This is a genomic window from Agromyces sp. GQ35, assembly GCF_059758475.1.
The window spans coordinates 516,757-534,231 of the sequence record NZ_JCAXEO010000003.1 but is presented as its reverse complement, the minus strand read 5'-3'; the positions used below and the strand labels follow the sequence as shown (position 1 = coordinate 534,231).

The following is a 17,475-nucleotide window of genomic DNA, read 5'->3' as shown; positions in this document are numbered from 1 at the left end:
CCATTCAAGCGGATGCCACCGACGGCGACGCCGCCGTTGTGCGGTTGCGATGCACCTGCTCCTGAGTGGGGCGCTATTCGTCCGGCGTCTGCGCCCGGATCGCGGCGAGGGCACGAGCGACGGCGTCGACCGTGCGTCGCACCTCCGACGCATCCGTACGCCAATTGCTCACCGAGAACCGCACGACCGTTCGGCCGCGCCAGCGCGAGGTCATCGCGAGCACCTCGCCATCGTTCCAGAGCCCTTCGCTGAGCGCCGCGGTGGCGTCGTCGGTCTCGAGTGCGATGCACACCTGCGTGAAGACGACGTCGTTCAGCACCTCGACACCCGGAAGACCGCCCACCCCATCGGCGATGCCCCGAGCCGCTGCAGCGAGACCATCGACGAGCCGGGCCACGCCGTCACGACCGAGGGACCGGAGCACGGCCCAGGTCGGCACGCCGCGTGCGCGGCGCGAGAGCTCGGGGACGCTCTCATGCGGGTCGGCGCCGACATCGGTCGCCTGCAGGTAGCTCGCGTGCATTCCGAGCGCACGGCGCATCGCGGCGGGGTCGCGCACGATCGCGATGCCGCAGTCGTAGGGCACGTTCAACGTCTTGTGCGCATCCGTCGACCACGAGTCGGCAGCCTCGTACCCCGTCGTCAGGTGCCGAAGCGCCGGCGACGCCGCGGCCCACAGTCCGAACGCCCCGTCGACGTGCACCCAGGCGCCAGCCGTATGCGCGACCGCGATCGCCGCGTCGAAGTCGTCGAATCCGCCCGAGTGGATGTTGCCGGCTTGGAGGGCGACGATCGCCGGACCGGAACCCGATGCGAGCACGGTTTCCAGTTCATCGACTCGGATGCGCCCCTGCTCATCGGCGGGCACGGTGGTGGGAGCGCCGAGACCGAGGTAGCGCGCGGCCAGGTCGACCGTGCCATGTCGCTCCTCACCGGCGACGTACCGCACGGCCGGGACGCCGGTCAGGCCGTCGGCCTCCACGTCCCAGCCGACTCGGCGCAGCACCTCGTTGCGGGCGGCCGCCATGCAGGAGAACTGCGCCATCGTCGCCCCGGTGGTGAAGCCGACATCGCTGCTCGACGGCAGCCCGAGCAGCTCGAGGAGCCACGCCGCCGCGAGCTCCTCCACCGCGGCTGCGCCGGGAGTGATCGCCCGGAGACCGGTGTTCTGGTCCCACGCGGACACGAGCCAATCCGCAGCGAGCGCGACAGGCTGCGTGCCGCCGATCACCCAGCCGTAGAAGCGCGGCGAGCCGATCGCGATCATCCCCGGTTCGGTGCCCTCTGCGAGGCGGTCGATGACTTCGGCGGGAGCCTCGCCCGATTCCGGCAGCGAGCGCCCGAGCCGCTCTTTGATCTCCTCGGCTCCCATCCGGGGCGGGATGTGCCTCTCGCCGACCCCAGCCAGCCAGGCCCGCGCGTGCCGCTCGGCGACGTCGAGAACCTCGTCGTACCCGACATCGCCATCGGAGTGCCGCTCGTGCGAATCGGCCATGGGACACCTGGATTCCGCGCGACTGAGCGCGCCTCCTCGATTCTGCTCCGACGACGGCATCCGGTCAACGGCACCACCGATGGCCGTGTTCGGTTCGCGGGTCAGCACAGCACGTCGGCCGGCGGCACGACGCCGTCGATCAGGTACTGCTCCACCGTCGCGTCGACGCAGGCATTGCCCTTGTTGAACGCCGTGTGTCCATCGCCCTGTCGCGTCACGAGGATGCCGCTCTCGAGTTGCGCCGCGACGTTGACCGCCCACTGGTAGGGCGTCGACGGGTCGTTGGTCGTGCCGAGCACCAGGATGGGCGCCGCCCCGGGAGCCGCGACCGGAGCTGGCACGTTCTCGGACTGGAACGGCCACGACAGACACGCGAGGTCGCTGTACGCGAAGTAGGGACCGAGGTACGGGGCGGCGTCCGCCAGCGCCTTGCCCTGCTCCTTCATGACGGAAACGCTGTTCTGCGCCGGATAGTCGAGGCAGCGCACTGCGCGGAGCGACTCGAACAGGTTGCTCGTGTACGTCCCGTCGGCGGTTCGCCCGAAGTAGCCGTCGACGACGGTCAGGGCGAAGTCCGGCTGCCCGGCGAGGATGGTGGTGAACAGCGTGTCCAGAGCCGGCCAGGTGTCGGCGCTGTAGAGCGGGGCCGCGATGGCGATGAGCAGGGTGTCCGCGCCGACGGTTCGGCCGTCGGTCGACGGAATCGGATTCTTCGAGACCGCGTCGAGGATGCTCCGCACCATCGCCATGCCGTCGTCGACCGTGCCCTGGAAGGGGCAGGTCGCCGCGGCGATGCACGCCGCGAGGTAGGACCGGAGCGCCGTCTCCACGCCCTGCGCCTGCGCCAGGGTGATCTGCGACTCGCTGAAGCTCGGGTCGATCGCGCCGTCGAGCACGAGCCGCCCCACATTCTCCGGGTAGGTCCCCGCGTAGATCGTGCCGAGATAGGCACCGTACGAGTAGCCGAGGTAGTCGAGCTGGTCCTCGCCCAGGAGGGCGCGCAGCAGGTCGAGATCGCGCGCGGCGCTGACCGTGTCGACGTTGGCGAGCAACGGTCCGGTATTCGTGAGGCAGGCCTGCCCGAGTGAGTGGGTGAGCTCGTTCTGGCCGGTGATCCACCCGTTGCTGCCTCGGGATCCGGGTGCGACCCCGTACAGCACGTCGTCGAGTTCCTTCGGTTCGAGGCAGGTGACGGCGGTCGAGCGCCCGACGCCGCGCGGATCGAAGCCGACGATGTCGTAGCGATCCTGAACGGGCGCGGTGACGGCGAGATCGATGGAAGTCGCCACGAAGTTGTACCCCGAAACGCCAGGTCCACCCGGGTTGAGGAGCAACGAACCGACCTTCTCCTCCTTCGCCGGCTGTCGGATGAGCGCCAGCTCGATCTCATCGGTCGACGGCTCGTTCCAGTCCAGCGGCGCATTCGCCGTCGAGCAGAGGAACTCGCCGCACTGATCCCACCGGAGGACTTGAGAATAGAACGGTTCGAGCACGGCGTCGACGTTCTCGGGGTACGGCGTGGACTCCTCGACGACCGGAAAGAACAGCGACATCCCACAGCCGCTCATGGCGACCGGCAGCGCGATCGCCATCGCGACCGCGAGCATCGTCTTCGGGGCCCGGCCCATGTGTCCCAAGTATGAGCCGCTGCACGCCGATTTGCGGGCTTACCCCTTGTTTTGGGGGTAGGGCCGCGCTTTCCCGACGCGGAACGACGCTCCGTTCCGATCAGGCGCGGAATCCCGGCGATGCCGCGCCGGCGTGGTCGCCGCGTGTCCCCCGAACCGGCTTCTCCGACGCGAAACGCGCCATTGCCGCGTCCAAGACGATGAGGGATACTCGCGTTGTTGTGTGGGGCTCTCCCCGAGTACTCGACCGGGCGGCGCTGCTCACACCGTGAGGGGACAGTCATGGGGAGCGCCTTCGTGCTCGGCATCGACATCGGCACGAGCTTCACCGCCGCCGCCGTCGGTCGGCGACGAGCAGACGGCTCGATGGAGATCGAATCGCTCGAACTCGGTTCGCGCCGGACCGCAGTGCCCACAGTGCTGTTCCTCGGAGACGACGGTGGCGTCCTCGTCGGCGAAGCGGCCGAACGACGGGCGATCGACCAGCCGGAGCGGGTGGTGCGCGAGTTCAAGCGACGCATCGGCGACCAGACGCCGATCATCGTCGGCGAGCTCAGCGTCGCCCCCGAGGACATCTTCGCGATACTCGCCCAATGGGTCGTCGAGCGCGCCGAGCAGCAGGAGGGCGAAGCGCCCGCCGTCATCGCGCTGTCGCACCCCGCATCGTGGGGCGAGCATCGTCTCGGGCTCATCCGCGCGGCTCTCGCCGGCGTGGGGCTCGGCGAGGTCGAGCTCGTGAGCGAACCGGAGGCGGCGGGCCTGCACTATCTCGGCCGGCAGAAGGTGGACAGCGGCGCGGCGATCGCCGTCTACGACCTCGGCGGCGGCACATTCGATGTCGCGCTCCTCCGGATGCAGGGCGACGAGGCCTTCCGACTCATCGGCGCACCGGCCGGCATCGAGCACCTCGGCGGCGCGGACTTCGACCAGCGGATCTTCGAGCACGTGAGGTCGCTCGCGGGTGACGCGTTCCACGGCCTCGACGAGTCCGAGCCGGACGACGCGCTCGCGCTCGCACGGGTCCGGCGCGACTGCGTCGACGCGAAGGAGGCGCTCTCCTTCGACGCCGAGACCGTCGTCCCCGTGCTCCTGTCGAGCGGGCAGACTCGCGTGCGCCTCGTGCGAGCGGAGTTCGAGCACATGATCGCCGCCGACCTGGGGCGAACGGTGGAGACGTTGCGTGGTGCCGTCTCCGCTGCCGAACTCGAGCTCGCCGATCTTTCGACGGTGCTGCTCATCGGTGGTTCGTCGCGCATCCCCGCGGTTGCGCAACTCATCTCCGTCGAGCTCGAACTCCCGGTCGCGGTCGATACCGATCCCAAAGCCGCCATCAGCCTCGGCGCGGCCGCGGCCGCTTCGCGCCGTCTCGTGCCACTGGCGGTCGAATCACCCGATGAAGGCTCCGATCCCCCGCACCAAGACGCCCTGGATTCACTCGCCCGTGCGGGTGCTCCAGTCGGAATCGCCGCAGCGCCGTCCACGCACGGCACGTCGGTCGGTGTGCGTGCCACGGTGCTCGCGGGGGTCGCCGCCGCGCTCATTGCAATCCTCATTCCGGTCACGCCCCTCGCGATCGGCACGCAACAGCAGCCAGGGGAAGGCGACTCGAACGGCTCGACCGCCGACGTCGACGGCACGCCCGCCGGAGTGTACGTGACCGGCGAAGCTCCACTCGTCGAGCTCCCACCGGACCCCGTGTTCGAGAAGCCGGACCCGGTGTTCGAGCGCGAGCGCGCCACCGGCGGAACCGACGCCCGGGTCGAGGATGAATCGCCCGCCAGTCCCATCCGTTCGTCGCCGAACGCGGAAAACGCCCCGTCGGAGCAGTCATCCGCGAACGTCCCCACGCCCGATCCGACGGCCGACCCCGTTCCGACCGTCGACCCGGCCCCGAGCCCCGAGCCGGACCCGACACCGGATCCCGTTCCCGACCCGGAGCCGACTCCGGACCCCGTGCCCGAGCCGGACCCCGTTCCCGACCCGGAGCCGACTCCGGACCCCGTTCCCGAGCCGGACCCGACTCCAGCGCCGACCGGTACACCGGACCCAGCGCAAGAACCGACGGCGCCGCTGCTGTCAGAGTCATGACCCAGGCGCGCTCGACGATGGAAGCGCTGGATCCGGCGTCCCTCGGTGGGGACGATGCCGCCGTTCTCGTTCGACAGGTACTCGATGACACCGCCGCGGTTCACGCTGGAATCGTCGGGCCCGGAGGGGCCGGGAAGTCGACCCTCCTGCATGAGCTGGCTGAGGTTCTGCGCGGAGAAGGTCTCGACGTCATGAGGAGCCTCGACGACTTCCAAGGTGCGGATTCCGGCAGCGAACGGGCTGTCCTCCTCGTCGATGATGCGCACTTCCTCAGCAATGAGGATGCCGCGGCGCTCACGACGCTCATGCGCGGCGACGGCCCGCACATCATCCTCGCCTTCCGTCCGTGGCCCCGGTCGGAGTCGGTGGCCCGTCTCGTGGACCGCGTCGGCCGTGAGCGGCCCCACATCGCGTTGCAGTACTTGTCGGCGACCGCCATCCGTCGCCGCGCCGCCGCCCTGCTGGATGAGGAGTTGTCCGACGCGCAGGTCGAGACGGTTCTCGATCTCACGTCCGGAAGCCCTCGGTTCGTCGACGAGGTACTGCTTGCGCTTCGCGATGACGGGTGGGACCTGAACCCGGTCACCCCATTGCCGGCGACGGCGTTGGAGCGCCTCCGGCACCCGGTCGACGGCTTCCACCGTGAGCTCCGCGACTTCGTCGTGGCCCTCGCCATCGGGTTCTCGATCTCCGAACCGGCTTTCGCCATGTCGGCGCGATTCGCCGATTTCGACCAACGCGAGCTGATGGCGGCGGCCCGGGCGTCGGGGACGGTCTCCCCCGACGGAACACTCCTTCCCATCGTGCAGACCGCCATCCTGCAGAGCACCCCGGCGCACGAACTGTGGCCGGTTCGGCGCGAGTTGGTGGACGCGCTGGAGGCGGCCGGTCTCCCCCTCGGCGGCACGGCGCTGCAGCTCGCACTTCACGGTTTCCGTGACCCCAGAGTTGCGGACGCTCTGTGCGCGCAAGCCGATGCGGCACTGTCCACCGAGCCTGTGGAGGCATGGCGCCTCTACGCCGCCTCGATCGAGGCCGGAGCGGATGCCGCCTCCCTCGCCGGGCGACGGGCCCAGGCGGCGTGGGCCGCCGGCGACATCCCCACCGCCGAGCGACTGGTCGACGGTCTGCTCACCGGCAGCGAACATCCAGACCTCCCTCGCGCCATGCACATCGCAGCGGCCATCTGGTCGCGGAAGGGGATGCTGCGCCGCGCCGCCGACGCCTACGTGGGGCTCGCTGACACAGGCGTCTCGGCGGCACCGCTCGCAGCAGTGACCCTCGCGGTCCTCGGCGAACCCGAGCGGGCCCGGTCGATCCTCGCCGGCGCTGCGGTCGCAGAGTATCCGACGTCGGCACAGGTCGCGATCTCGCTCGCAGCGGAGGGGATCCTCGACTCACTCGAGGGAGCTCCCGACCGTGCACTGTCGGCGCTCCTCCAGGCGTCGAGCGTCATGAACGAGTCGGGCGAGGCCATCCCCCTGCCGGAGGCGCCCGCCGTACTCGCAGCACATGTCGCATTCAACGCCGGAGAACTCGACATCGCCGCCGGCGTCCTGCACGCCTCGGCCGATTCCGTGCAGGGCGGCCCGGCGCTACGGAATCGACTCCGACTCACGCATGCGCTCGTGGAACTGCGCGCCGACCGTCCCGCTCGCGCGCGCAAGCTCCTGGAGGCGGTCGACTCCTCACAGCGGCCCCTCGGTCTCCGCGACGAGGTTCTCGCTCACTCGGTACGCATCGGGCTGGCCCGCCGCACCGACGACCTCGCCAACCTCGTGCGCGCATGGACAGCCGCTCGCCAGACAGTGGCCCGCATGCCGATGGATCTGACCGCCCTTCCCGCGCTGGCGGAATTCGCCATCGCGGCAGCACGGCTCAACGAGTCGCACTTCATCGCGCAACCCCTCGCGAGTGCTTGGGCGCTGCTGGACGGCGTGGGCAAGCCCGCGTCCTGGTCGACCAACCTCCACTGGGCGGAACTCCAGGCGGCGATCCTGCGCAACGACCCGGCAGGCCAGGCTGCGCACTCGTCGGCACTGCTCGACGCCGCTGCGACGAATCGCGTCGCGAGCCGGCTGGCGGAGGCGGGTCGGGTATGGGCCTCCGCCCTCGGCGGTGATGTCGATCCGCCGACCGTCGAGCGGGCGGCGCGCGACCTCGCCGCGGCCGGCTACCGATGGGATGCCATCAGGCTCGCCGGCCATGCCGCAGGGCGCGCCGCAGACCACCGGGACACGATCACCCTGCTCGCCCTCGCGCGCGACCTGCATCCCGATGGAACAGCGTCCGAGAAACGCCGTGAGCCCCAGGAGACGGTGGAGCACCGAATCGGCGACGGGTCGCTGAGCACCCGCGAACGAGAAGTGGCCCTGCTGGTGCTCGAGGGCAAGACCTACGCGGAGATCGGCGCGGCCATGTTCATCTCCCCGCGCACGGCGGAGCATCACATCGGCCGAATTCGTCGACGGCTCGGCGTCACCACGCGCTCGGATCTGATCGCACGTCTGCGTCTCGCGCTCGACGACGACGACGACGGATCCCCGTAGCGAGCGTCCCGAACCCCCTACCCGAACCCGTACCCCACCCCCGGACCCCGAACCCCCCACCCGCCCCCCACTTCGAAACCCGTAACCGAGATGCCAACCACTCCCCACCCCCTATCCGCTTCCCAGAACTCCCCTGCTCGCGCCCGCGCCCACCCCCAGTCGGCCGCCGGCAGACAGGGGGCTTCGCACCGATGCCGTGGACGGCGGAAACCGGGAGTCTTCTTCGTGGAGGCCGGCATTCGTATCGGCCATCGAACTCACACCTCGAAGAGGAGGGGAACAGATCATGGCGAACATCACAACAGCGCTGCTTGACTTCCTGATGGGCTTGCTCAAGAGCCCGCAAGCCGGCGCGGACTTCGCAGCCGATCCTGACACGGCACTGCAGAATGCAGGTCTCCAGGGCATCTGCGCGGCAGACGTCGACGCGGTCCTTCCGGTCGCACTCGACTTCTCGCCGGTCGGCAACCGCGAATACGACACCGGCGGCAACTCGATCGACAGCGGCGCCTGGGGCGGTGCCGGCGGTGCCGGCGGCGGCGGCGGTGCCGGCGGTGGCGGCGGTGGCGGCGGCGGCGGCGGCGGTGGCGGCTGGGGCGGCGGCGGCGGTGGCGGCGGTGGCGGCGGCGGTGGCGGTGGCGGTGGCGGTGGCGACTATGCCGCGGCGAAGGCCAAGCTGGTCAGCGTCGTGAACAACTACTCGTACATCGACGACCGCGACGTGGTCAACGACCAGTCGACGACCACGGCGATCTGGGCCGAGGACAGCATCGTCGGCGTCAACAACGAGGTCGAGAACACGGCGACGAACGTCGGTGACGGCAGCATGGTGGCCACGACCGGAGGCACGATCATCGCCGGCAACACCGAGTACGACCTCGACGTCGACATCGAGGACTCCTTCAACGAGGAGACCGAAGTCGAGATCGAGGACTCGTTCAACGACAACTCGGACAACTCGACCAACGTCCTGGTGAACGACTCGTTCAACACGGACAACTCGGTCGAGGTCGACATCGAGGACTCCTTCCAGGACAACTCGGTCGAGATCGAGGACTCCTTCCAGGACAACTCGACCGAGGTCGACATCGAGGAGTCGTTCAACGAGACCGACACCGAAGTCGAGGTGGACATCGAGGACTCGTTCAACGAGGACAACTCGACGGACAGCTCGGTCAACACCGACGTCGAGGTCGAGATCGAGGACTCGTTCCAGGCGAACGACAACGTGGTCGACTCGTTCGACGACAACGTCGTCGTGGAGGACTCGTTCCAGGTCAACGACAACACCGTGGTCGAGGACAACATCGTCGTGGACGACTCGTTCCAGGCCAACACCGATGTCGACGTCGAGGTGGAGGACTCGTTCCAGTCGAACGACAACTTCAGCGACAACGCGGTCGAGACGGGCCCTGGAGACCAGGTCGCCGACAACGACGTCGCGTTCTAGGAACAAGTACAGACAGCACAAGACCGGTTCGGCCCGGCACGGCGAGCTCCGTGTCGGGCCGAACCCACGGCCGTTTCCACCAATCAACTCGATCCTGCCGGAACCCGGGAGTGCAGACATGCAGCAGCTCATCGAACTGGTCGACCATGGCATCACCCTCGCAGGCAGCGGAGACCGCGCAGACCTTCGCAGACGACTCGAACAGACCAGAGACCGCCTGCTCGATCCGAGCATCCGGGTCATCGTCGTCGGCGAGTTCAAGCAGGGCAAGAGCCAGCTGGTGAACGCCCTGGTGAACGCCCCGGTCTGCCCCGTCGATGACGACATCGCCACGGCCGTGACGACCAGCGTCCGCTACGGGGAGCATTCGACCGCGTTCGTGCTCTCCCAGCGATCGAGCTCGGGGACCGTCGAATCCGGAGGGCGGGTGGAGCGGACCGAGGTTGCGATCCGAGAACTCGCGCAGTTCGTCTCCGAGCGTGCGGATCCGGAGCCCGGGCACGAGATCATCGGCGCCGAGGTTCTGCTCCCCAGGAAGCTCCTGCGGAGTGGACTCACGCTCGTCGACTCGCCCGGAGTCGGCGGCCTGACCTCAGCACACGCGCTCACCACGCTCGCCGCCCTTCCCTCGGCGCATGCACTCCTGTTCGTCTCCGACGCCTCCCAGGAGTACACGGAGCCCGAGATCCAGTTCCTCCGACATGCGATGCGCATCTCACCGAACGTCGCGTGCGTGCTCACGAAGACCGACCTCTATCCGCATTGGCGACAGGTCGAGGAACTAAACCGTGCCCACCTCGCCCGCATCGATCCGTCGATCCGACAGTTCTCCGTGTCATCCCAGTTGCGACTGACCGCAGCGACGAACTCGGACGCCGAGTTGAACGCGGAGTCCGGCTTCCCCGAGCTGGTCTCGTACCTCCGACAGGACATCATCGGAAAGGCGGAGATCCTGCAGCGGCGATCGACCGTGAACGATCTCCTGTCCACGACCGAGCACGTGCGACTCGCGATCGACGCCGAGCTGAGCGCGCTTCAGAACCCCGAGCGCACACCTGAAATCGTGGCGCAACTGGAGGCGACGAAGGGTCGCGCCGATGAGCTGCGGAGGATCTCGTCGCGCTGGCAGGTCACACTCAACGATGGAGTCACCGACCTCATCGCCGACATGGAGCACGATCTGCGCGACCGGATGCGTTCCATCCAGCGAGAGGCGGAGGACTCGATCGACGAAGGCGATCCCGGACCCGTCTGGGACCAGTTCGTCGAGTGGTTCGAGAAACGCGTCTCCGCGGCCGTCACGGATACTTTCGTCTGGACGCAGGAGCGCGCCACCTGGCTCTCCGAGAAGGTGGCACGGCACTTCACCGAAGACGAGGTCGCCCTTCCCATCATCAACGTCGACGACACTCGTGACGTGATGGAGTCCGTGGGGATGGTCTCCGATCTCGATTCGGGCCGACTCGGCGCGATGCAGAAGTTCTACATCGGCCTCAAGGGCTCCTACGGCGGCGTGCTCATGGTGGGCATCATCACCAGCATCATCGGGATGTCCCTCATCAACCCGCTCTCGCTGGCCGCCGGTGCCGTGATCGGGCGAAAGGCGTACAAGGACGACGTCGAGGCACGGCTGCTCCGACGGCGCAACGAGGCGAAGGTGCTGGTCCGCCGACAGGTCGACGAGCTCATCTTCCAGGTCGGCAAGCAGCTGCGCGATCGCCTCAGGATCGTGCAGCGCACCACGCGCGACCACTTCACCGCGATCGCGGACGAGCACCACCGGTCGCTGGCGGACTCGGTGCTCGCGGCGCAGAAAGCCGCGACGATGTACGCGACCGAACGCGACAAGCGAGTCACGGCCCTGCGAACGGACCTCGAACGGGTCGACCTCCTCACGAAGCGGGCTCGCGCCATCACGACGGTGGACTCCCGAGCGGCGACGACTGATGGCGCTGCTTCCGCGAAGCAGCCTGCTGCGTCGGCCGACGTGGCGGTGCAACCGGCAGTGCGGACGGCCGCGACGTGACACTCCACGTGCTCGAGGAGACGCGCTCCCTCCTCGACACCGTCATCAGCGAGTACCACGACGACGCCGTCGCGGTCCGGCAATTGCGCGACCACTCCACCCGGCTTCGAGAGCCACTGCGTCTCGCCATCGCGGGAATGGTGAAAGCGGGCAAGTCCACCCTGCTGAACGCGATCATCGGCGAGGAGATCGCGCCCACCGATGCGGGCGAGTGCACGAAGGTGATCACGTGGTACCGGCACGGAACGACCCCCCGCATCACGCTGCGCCTTCGTGCCGGCGACACGCGCACGCTTCCGGTTCGGCGCAATGACGGACGGCTCGTCATCGACCTCGGCGCGACCTCCGTCGAAGAAGTCGAGCGGATCGAGGTGGAATGGCCCTCTGCGCGCCTCGAAGATGTCACGCTCATCGATACACCTGGCATCGCGTCGTTGTCACCGGAGGTCTCTGCGCGATCCGCCGCGTTCCTCACCCCTGAGGGGGCGCCGTCCGAGACGGACGCCATCATCTACCTGATGCGACACCTGCACTCGGCCGACCTCGGCTTCCTCTCCGCCTTCCACGACACGGCGGTCGGCCGGTCCGGCACTGTGAACGCCATGGCAGTGCTCTCGCGAGCCGACGAGATCGGCGCCGGGCGCATCGACGCTCTGCTCTCAGCCCGTGGCATCGCCGAGCGATACCGCACCGACGGCGCACTCCGCTCACTCGCGCTGGATGTCGTCCCCGTCGCCGGGTTGGTCGCCCAGTCGGCGCGAACTCTTCGCCAGCGCGAATACGATGCCCTGCGGCAGATCGCGCGCCTCGGCCGCCAGGCGCGGGAGCGACTCCTCGTCTCGGTCGACCGCTTCGTTCGAGCGGATGCCGATATCGACGTGTCCTCCGACGATCGTGAGCTGCTCCTCGACCGATTCGGCATGTTCGGCATCCGGATGTCATCGGTCATCATCCGCTCAGGGTGCGACGACTCGACGGAGCTGGCTGATGAGCTCTACCGGCGAAGTGGCATGGACGACCTTCTGCGCCTCGTCTCCGATCAGTTCCGGAGCCGATCGGATGCGTTGAAGGCCCGAACCGCCATCGCCGCCGTCAGGGCACTCCTGGAGCGTCGACCGACTCCTCGCTCGCCCGAACTCGTGCGTATCGTCGAACGCCTCGAGGCGAACGCGCACGAGCTGCGCGAACTCGCCCTGCTGTCCGACGCCCGCTCAGCCGGACTCGGCCTCACTCCCCCCGAGGCGGCCGAAGCGGAGCGACTGATCGGCGGATCGGGAACCGCGCCCGCGCGACGCCTGGGTCTGCCCGACGACGCACCCCTCGAAGAGCTGCGCACGGCGGCGACCCGAGCGCTGCATCGCTGGCGCGCGATGGCGGGGAGTCCGCTGCGTGACCGAGCCGCCACCGAGGCGTGCCAAGCGGTGATCCGCTCGTGCGAAGCACTGATGGTGAGTATCGCCCCGGACTCAGCCGAGCGCCGCCAGCTGCGCCTCATCCTTCAGCCGGAACCAGCGATTGGCCTGTGGGACGAGACCGAGCAGCCAGGCGGCGACCGCCAGCACGAGGCCGGCCAGGATTGATAGCTCGATGACGACCGCCCAGTCGCCGATCGCGATGAAGGCCGACGCCACCAGCACCACACCGGCGTGCAGCAGGAGGACGAGGAACTGCAACCACCTGGCTCGCCCGCGGCGGTTGAGGACGAATGCGAGGAGCACCGCTTCGATCGTGATGATCAACGCGAGTCCGACGATGCTCGCCCAGTACACGACGTTGACGAGCGACTCGACCTCACCGGGATCGTATCCGGGTGCCAGCCGGCCGAGCGTCTCGGTGAGCTCCACGATGAGCGTGTCCCGGGACAGGAAGGCGATGAACACAGCGGATCCGCCCAAGACGAAGCTCAGGACCCAGAACGAGCGGGCTACCTTGACCACGCGGGGTATGGGGATCTTGCGCAGTACCGGCGGCTTGGTGTCGTCCGACATCGGCGGTCGCGCCGGCGGCGGCGAGTCGTCTTCGTCCGTGCGCGGTGACGTCGACGGCGCAGCCGCCCCGGGCGGCGCGTCCTGATGCCCGGTGTCGTCCACCGGCGGCTTCGAATCGCCATCCCCCATACCGAGGAATATACGGCAGCAAGTGCCTCGGATGTCAGGCGGAGGCGGTATCCGGCCCGTCCGGCCCGGTCACGAGTCGCACGGTGAGCGAGTCGACGAGCGTTGCGATCGCGTCGTCGGCGGCCCACCTCGCGGCAAGCCGCTGGAGAACGACGTCGAGCTCAGCGCGTGTCAGGCCCCCGACGAGCGTCAGTCGAACGACGAGCTCGGGCCCCGCCAGACGGGCATCGGGATCGCCGGCGAGCAGCCTCACTTCGAGCACCGCGAGTTCGCGCTCGATCGAGCGCCGGAACGCGGCGTCGACGTCGGGAGATTCGAAGGGCGGCCGCCATTCGAGCGACTGCGCAACCGCCCAGACGGCCGGCCGTCGCAGCACGAACTCGCTCGGCGAGCCCGGGTCGAGCACGACGAGATCGGTGCCGTCGTCGGCCGCGGCCAATGCCACCCGCACACCGTCGGCCGGTACCGGCCGAGCGAGCGGGTTCCAGCGGGACATCGCCTGCACCGATACGAACACCGGAAGCACCTTTCGCCCGTCTGGACCCTGCACGGTCACGATCGAGAGCTCCTGGCTCTTGTCGACCGCGAGACCGTGAGCGCCGACCTCGGTTCCACCGTCGCCGAGTTCGGCGAGCAACGGGATCAGCAGCCGAGCGCGGGCGAATTCTGCGACGACGGCCGCCTGCCCACCGTCACCCGAACGGAACGCGGTCAGTGCCGCAGCGAGTGCTTCAGGTGCGCGCCCGTCGTCGGCCGCATGGGTGTTCGATTGGAAGGATCGGCCGGCCCACGGCACGCCTGCCGAATCCGTCGCATGCATCGGACCGGCCGATGTGGCGTCGCGCGCGCCGGGTTCGGAGCCCGATGCCGCGACGGATGCCGCGGCATCCGTCACTCCGCGACCCGGCTCGGTGCCGGGGTCACTGGGAAGCGACATCCAGTGCCTCGACCAGCGTGAACGCGCCGGCGTAGAGCGCCTTGCCCACGATCGTGCCCTCGAGGCCGAGTGGCACGAGTTCGCGCAACGCGACGATGTCATCGAGGCTCGAAATGCCGCCAGAGGCGACGACCGGACGGTGAGTGCGGTCCATCACCTGACGGAGGAGGTCGAGATTCGGTCCCTGCAGGGTTCCGTCTTTCGTGACGTCGGTCACGACGTAGCGGGCGGCACCCGCCTCTTCGAGGCGGTCCATGACCTGCCAGAGATCTCCGCCGTCCTGGGTCCACCCGCGTGCAGCGAGGGTCGTGCCGCGCACATCGAGTCCGACGGCGATCGCCTCGCCGTACTGGGCGATCACCGAGGCTGCCCACTCGGGGTTCTCGAGGGCCGCCGTGCCGAGGTTGATGCGCTTGGCGCCGATCTCGAGCGCGTGCTCGAGCGACTCGTCATCACGGATGCCTCCGGAGAGTTCGACGTTGACTCCGCGCACCTGACGGATGACCTTCTTGAGCACACCCGCGTTCGAACCGCGACCGAACGCGGCGTCGAGGTCGACGAGGTGGATCCACTCCGCGCCCTGGTCAGCCCAATCGACCGCCGCGTCGACGGGGTCGCCGTAGCTCGTCTCGGTGCCGGCCTCGCCCTTCGTCAGGCGCACGGCCTTGCCGCCGGCGACATCCACTGCCGGCAGCAGCACGAGGCGGGGGGTCTTGTTGAATTCACTCATTCACTGTCCTAGTCATCGCGGGCGCGCCTTGCGAGTCGGCACAGTCACAGCATCCTAGTCCGACCTGCGTCCGACCGGGATTCACGTGACGTGCCGACGCCTCACTCGAGGGTGCCGAGCCAGTTGGCGAGGAGCCGGATGCCGGCGTCCGACGACTTCTCTGGATGGAACTGCGTCGCCGAGAGCGGACCGTTCTCGACCGCAGCGAGGAATCGACCACCGTGCTCGGCCCAGGTCAGCGCGGGCGAGGGGAACGGCGGCATCACGTCGAGCAGCCACTGCTGCGCGGCGAAGGAGTGCACGAAGTAGAAGCGCTCCTCTTCGATGCCGGCGAACAGGGCAGAGCCTTCGCCCGGCTCGACCGTATTCCAGCCCATGTGCGGCAATACCGGCGCCGGCAGCTCGGTCACCGTTCCCGGCCATTCGCCGAGACCCTCGGTGTCGACACCGCGCTCGACGCCACGCTCGAACAACACCTGCATTCCCACGCAGATGCCGAGCACCGCCCGCCCGCCCGCGAGACGGCGATCGATGATCTCTTCGCCGCGCACCGAACGCAACTGGTCCATCACCGCCTTGAACGCGCCGACTCCGGGAACGACGAGGCCGTCGGCCTCGAGCGCTGCTGCGCGATCGGCCGTGACGGTGACCTCGGCACCCGCCCGCTCGAGCGCCTTCGCGGCCGAGTGCACGTTGCCCGAGCCGTAGTCGAGCACGACGACCTGCCGGCTGCGACTCACAGGGCACCCTTCGTCGACGGGACGCCGGACACCAGCGGATCCAACGACTTGGCCTGACGGAAGGCGCGCGCGAACGCCTTGAACTCGGCCTCGGCGATGTGGTGCGGGTCACGGCCGCCGAGCACGGTCACGTGCACGGTGAGACCCGCGTTGAACGCGATCGCCTCGAACACGTGCCGCACCATGGAACCGGTGAAGTGGCCGCCGATGAGGTGGTACTCGAACCCCGCGGGCTCACCCGTGTGCACGAGGAACGGACGCCCCGAGATGTCGACGACGGCCTGGGCCAGCGCCTCGTCGAGCGGCACCACGGCATCGCCGTATCGGGAGATGCCGCGCTTGTCGCCGAGCGCCTGCCTGATGGCCTGGCCGAGCACGATGCCGACGTCCTCCACCGTGTGGTGCACGTCGATCTCGATGTCGCCGCGCGCACGCACGGTGAGGTCGGTGAGCGAGTGCTTCGCGAACGCCGTCAGCAGGTGGTCGTAGAAGGGCACGCTCGTCTCGATGTCACTGACGCCGGTGCCGTCGAGGTCGATCGAGAGGTCGATGCTGGATTCGCTCGTCTCACGCTGGACCCTTGCGGTGCGCGATGCGCTCGATGCGGTCATGACCTCATCTTATTCGGGGCGTTCGGGGCCCAGACCGCGATCGCCTCGAGGAAGGCCGTGGTCTCCGCCTCGGTGCCCGCCGTCACCCGCAGGTGACCAGGGATGCCGATCTCGCGGATCAGGATGCCTCGCGCCAGCAGGTGCTCGAACACCGCTCGCGGGTCGTCGACGCCACCGAAGAGCACGAAGTTGGAACCGCTGCGGTAGGGGTGGAAACCGAGGCGCGACAGCTCGGCCGAGATCCGATCGCGCTGGTCTCGAATCTCGGCGACCATCGCGAGCATCTCGCCCGAGTGCGCGAGGGCGCCGAGGGCCGCCGCCTGCGTCAGTGCCGAGAGGTGGTAGGGCAGCCGCACCAGGCGCAGCGCGTCGACCGCGGCGGGATCGCCGGCCAGGTAACCGACGCGCGCACCGGCGAAGGCGAAGGCCTTGCTCATGGTGCGCGAAATGAGCAGACGCGGCCGGCCGCTCAGCAGGGTCAGGGCGCTCGGCGTGCCAGGCTCGGCGAACTCGAAGTAGGCCTCGTCGACCACGACGATGCCGCGCGCAGCGTCGGCGACCGCCTCGATCGTCTCGATCGAGAGCGGCGTACCCGTCGGATTGTTCGGCGCGCAGAGCAGCACGATATCGGGATCGTGCTCGTGCACTGCCGCGACCGCAGTGGCGGGACTCAGCTCGAACTCGTCGTCTCGATGCGCGGTGACCCACTCGGTGCCGGTGCCGGCGGCGAGCAGGCCGTACATCGAATACGTGGGATCGAAGCCGAGCACCGTTCGTCCCGGACCTCCATAGGCCTGCAGCACGTGTTGGAGCACCTCGTTCGACCCATTCGCAGCCCAGATCTGCGCCGGCTCGAGACCATGCCCAAGATACTCGGCGAGAGCATCGCGGAGCTCACTGAATTCGCGATCGGGATACCGGTTGAGCGTGAGGATGGCCGCGGCGACGCGGGCGACGATGTCGTGCGCGACGGCCTCGGGAATCGGATGCGTGTTCTCGTTGACGTTCAACGCGACCGGGACGGTCTTTTGCGGGGCACCGTATGGCGCACGACCGCGAAGGTCGTCGCGAATGGGGAGGTCTTCGAGACTCGTCACGAATCCA

At 68.7% G+C, this 17,475-nt stretch carries 13 protein-coding genes; 5 read left to right on the top strand and 8 right to left on the bottom strand.

Annotation, left to right across the window (positions count from 1 at the left end):
- Window positions 1-73: 73 nt before the first annotated feature.
- Both AC6CH0_RS17605 and AC6CH0_RS17600 read right to left on the bottom strand, forming a co-directional pair.
- The gene (locus tag AC6CH0_RS17605; RefSeq protein ID WP_498103240.1) at window positions 74-1,495 is read right to left on the bottom strand and encodes a pyridoxal phosphate-dependent decarboxylase family protein; all 1,422 of its coding nucleotides are present in this window, start codon (window positions 1,493-1,495) and stop codon (window positions 74-76) included.
- A 101-nt stretch (window positions 1,496-1,596) separates the two neighbouring features.
- Window positions 1,597-3,123: an alpha/beta hydrolase gene (locus tag AC6CH0_RS17600; RefSeq protein WP_498103238.1), complete on the bottom strand. Its 1,527-nt coding sequence runs from the start codon at window positions 3,121-3,123 to the stop codon at window positions 1,597-1,599.
- A gap of 282 nt (window positions 3,124-3,405) precedes the next feature.
- On the opposite strand from AC6CH0_RS17600, the gene AC6CH0_RS17595 reads away from it, so the two are divergent.
- The 5 genes from AC6CH0_RS17595 (at window position 3,406) to AC6CH0_RS17575 (ending at window position 12,816) form a co-directional block, all read left to right on the top strand.
- Entirely contained in the window at window positions 3,406-5,211 is a 1,806-nt protein-coding gene (locus tag AC6CH0_RS17595) for an Hsp70 family protein (protein ID WP_498103236.1), read from the top strand.
- 191 nt (window positions 5,212-5,402) lie between these two features.
- Window positions 5,403-7,760, top strand: coding sequence for a helix-turn-helix transcriptional regulator (locus tag AC6CH0_RS17590; RefSeq protein ID WP_498103234.1), 2,358 nt, complete (start codon window positions 5,403-5,405; stop codon window positions 7,758-7,760).
- A gap of 286 nt (window positions 7,761-8,046) precedes the next feature.
- Window positions 8,047-9,210, top strand: coding sequence for an IniB N-terminal domain-containing protein (locus AC6CH0_RS17585; protein WP_498103232.1), 1,164 nt, complete (start codon window positions 8,047-8,049; stop codon window positions 9,208-9,210).
- 118 nt (window positions 9,211-9,328) lie between these two features.
- Window positions 9,329-11,236, top strand: a complete 1,908-nt coding sequence (locus AC6CH0_RS17580; RefSeq protein WP_498103230.1) for a dynamin family protein — start codon at window positions 9,329-9,331, stop codon at window positions 11,234-11,236.
- Window positions 11,233-12,816, top strand: coding sequence for a dynamin family protein (locus tag AC6CH0_RS17575; protein ID WP_498103228.1), 1,584 nt, complete (start codon window positions 11,233-11,235; stop codon window positions 12,814-12,816). The genes AC6CH0_RS17580 and AC6CH0_RS17575 overlap by 4 nt, the downstream gene beginning before the upstream one ends.
- Here AC6CH0_RS17575 and AC6CH0_RS17570 read toward each other — a convergent pair.
- The 6 genes from AC6CH0_RS17570 to AC6CH0_RS17545 all read right to left on the bottom strand — a co-directional run bounded on the left by AC6CH0_RS17570 (window position 12,703) and on the right by AC6CH0_RS17545 (window position 17,468).
- Window positions 12,703-13,353: a hypothetical protein gene (locus AC6CH0_RS17570; RefSeq protein ID WP_498103226.1), complete on the bottom strand. Its 651-nt coding sequence runs from the start codon at window positions 13,351-13,353 to the stop codon at window positions 12,703-12,705. The genes AC6CH0_RS17575 and AC6CH0_RS17570 overlap by 114 nt on opposite strands.
- 34 nt (window positions 13,354-13,387) lie before the next feature.
- Window positions 13,388-14,173 (bottom strand): SseB family protein, encoded by a 786-nt coding sequence (locus AC6CH0_RS17565; RefSeq protein ID WP_498103318.1) that lies wholly within the window; start codon window positions 14,171-14,173, stop codon window positions 13,388-13,390.
- Window positions 14,174-14,273: 100 nt separating this feature from the next.
- Entirely contained in the window at window positions 14,274-15,020 is a 747-nt protein-coding gene (priA, locus tag AC6CH0_RS17560) for a bifunctional 1-(5-phosphoribosyl)-5-((5-phosphoribosylamino)methylideneamino)imidazole-4-carboxamide isomerase/phosphoribosylanthranilate isomerase PriA (RefSeq protein WP_498103224.1), read from the bottom strand.
- 101 nt (window positions 15,021-15,121) lie between these two features.
- The gene (hisH, locus tag AC6CH0_RS17555; RefSeq protein WP_498103222.1) at window positions 15,122-15,760 is read right to left on the bottom strand and encodes an imidazole glycerol phosphate synthase subunit HisH; all 639 of its coding nucleotides are present in this window, start codon (window positions 15,758-15,760) and stop codon (window positions 15,122-15,124) included.
- Entirely contained in the window at window positions 15,757-16,371 is a 615-nt protein-coding gene (gene hisB / locus AC6CH0_RS17550) for an imidazoleglycerol-phosphate dehydratase HisB (protein ID WP_498103220.1), read from the bottom strand. The genes hisH and hisB overlap by 4 nt, the downstream gene beginning before the upstream one ends.
- On the bottom strand, window positions 16,368-17,468 hold the full coding sequence (locus tag AC6CH0_RS17545; RefSeq protein ID WP_498103219.1) for a histidinol-phosphate transaminase: 1,101 nt from the start codon (window positions 17,466-17,468) through the stop codon (window positions 16,368-16,370). The genes hisB and AC6CH0_RS17545 overlap by 4 nt, the downstream gene beginning before the upstream one ends.
- Window positions 17,469-17,475 lie beyond the last annotated feature (7 nt).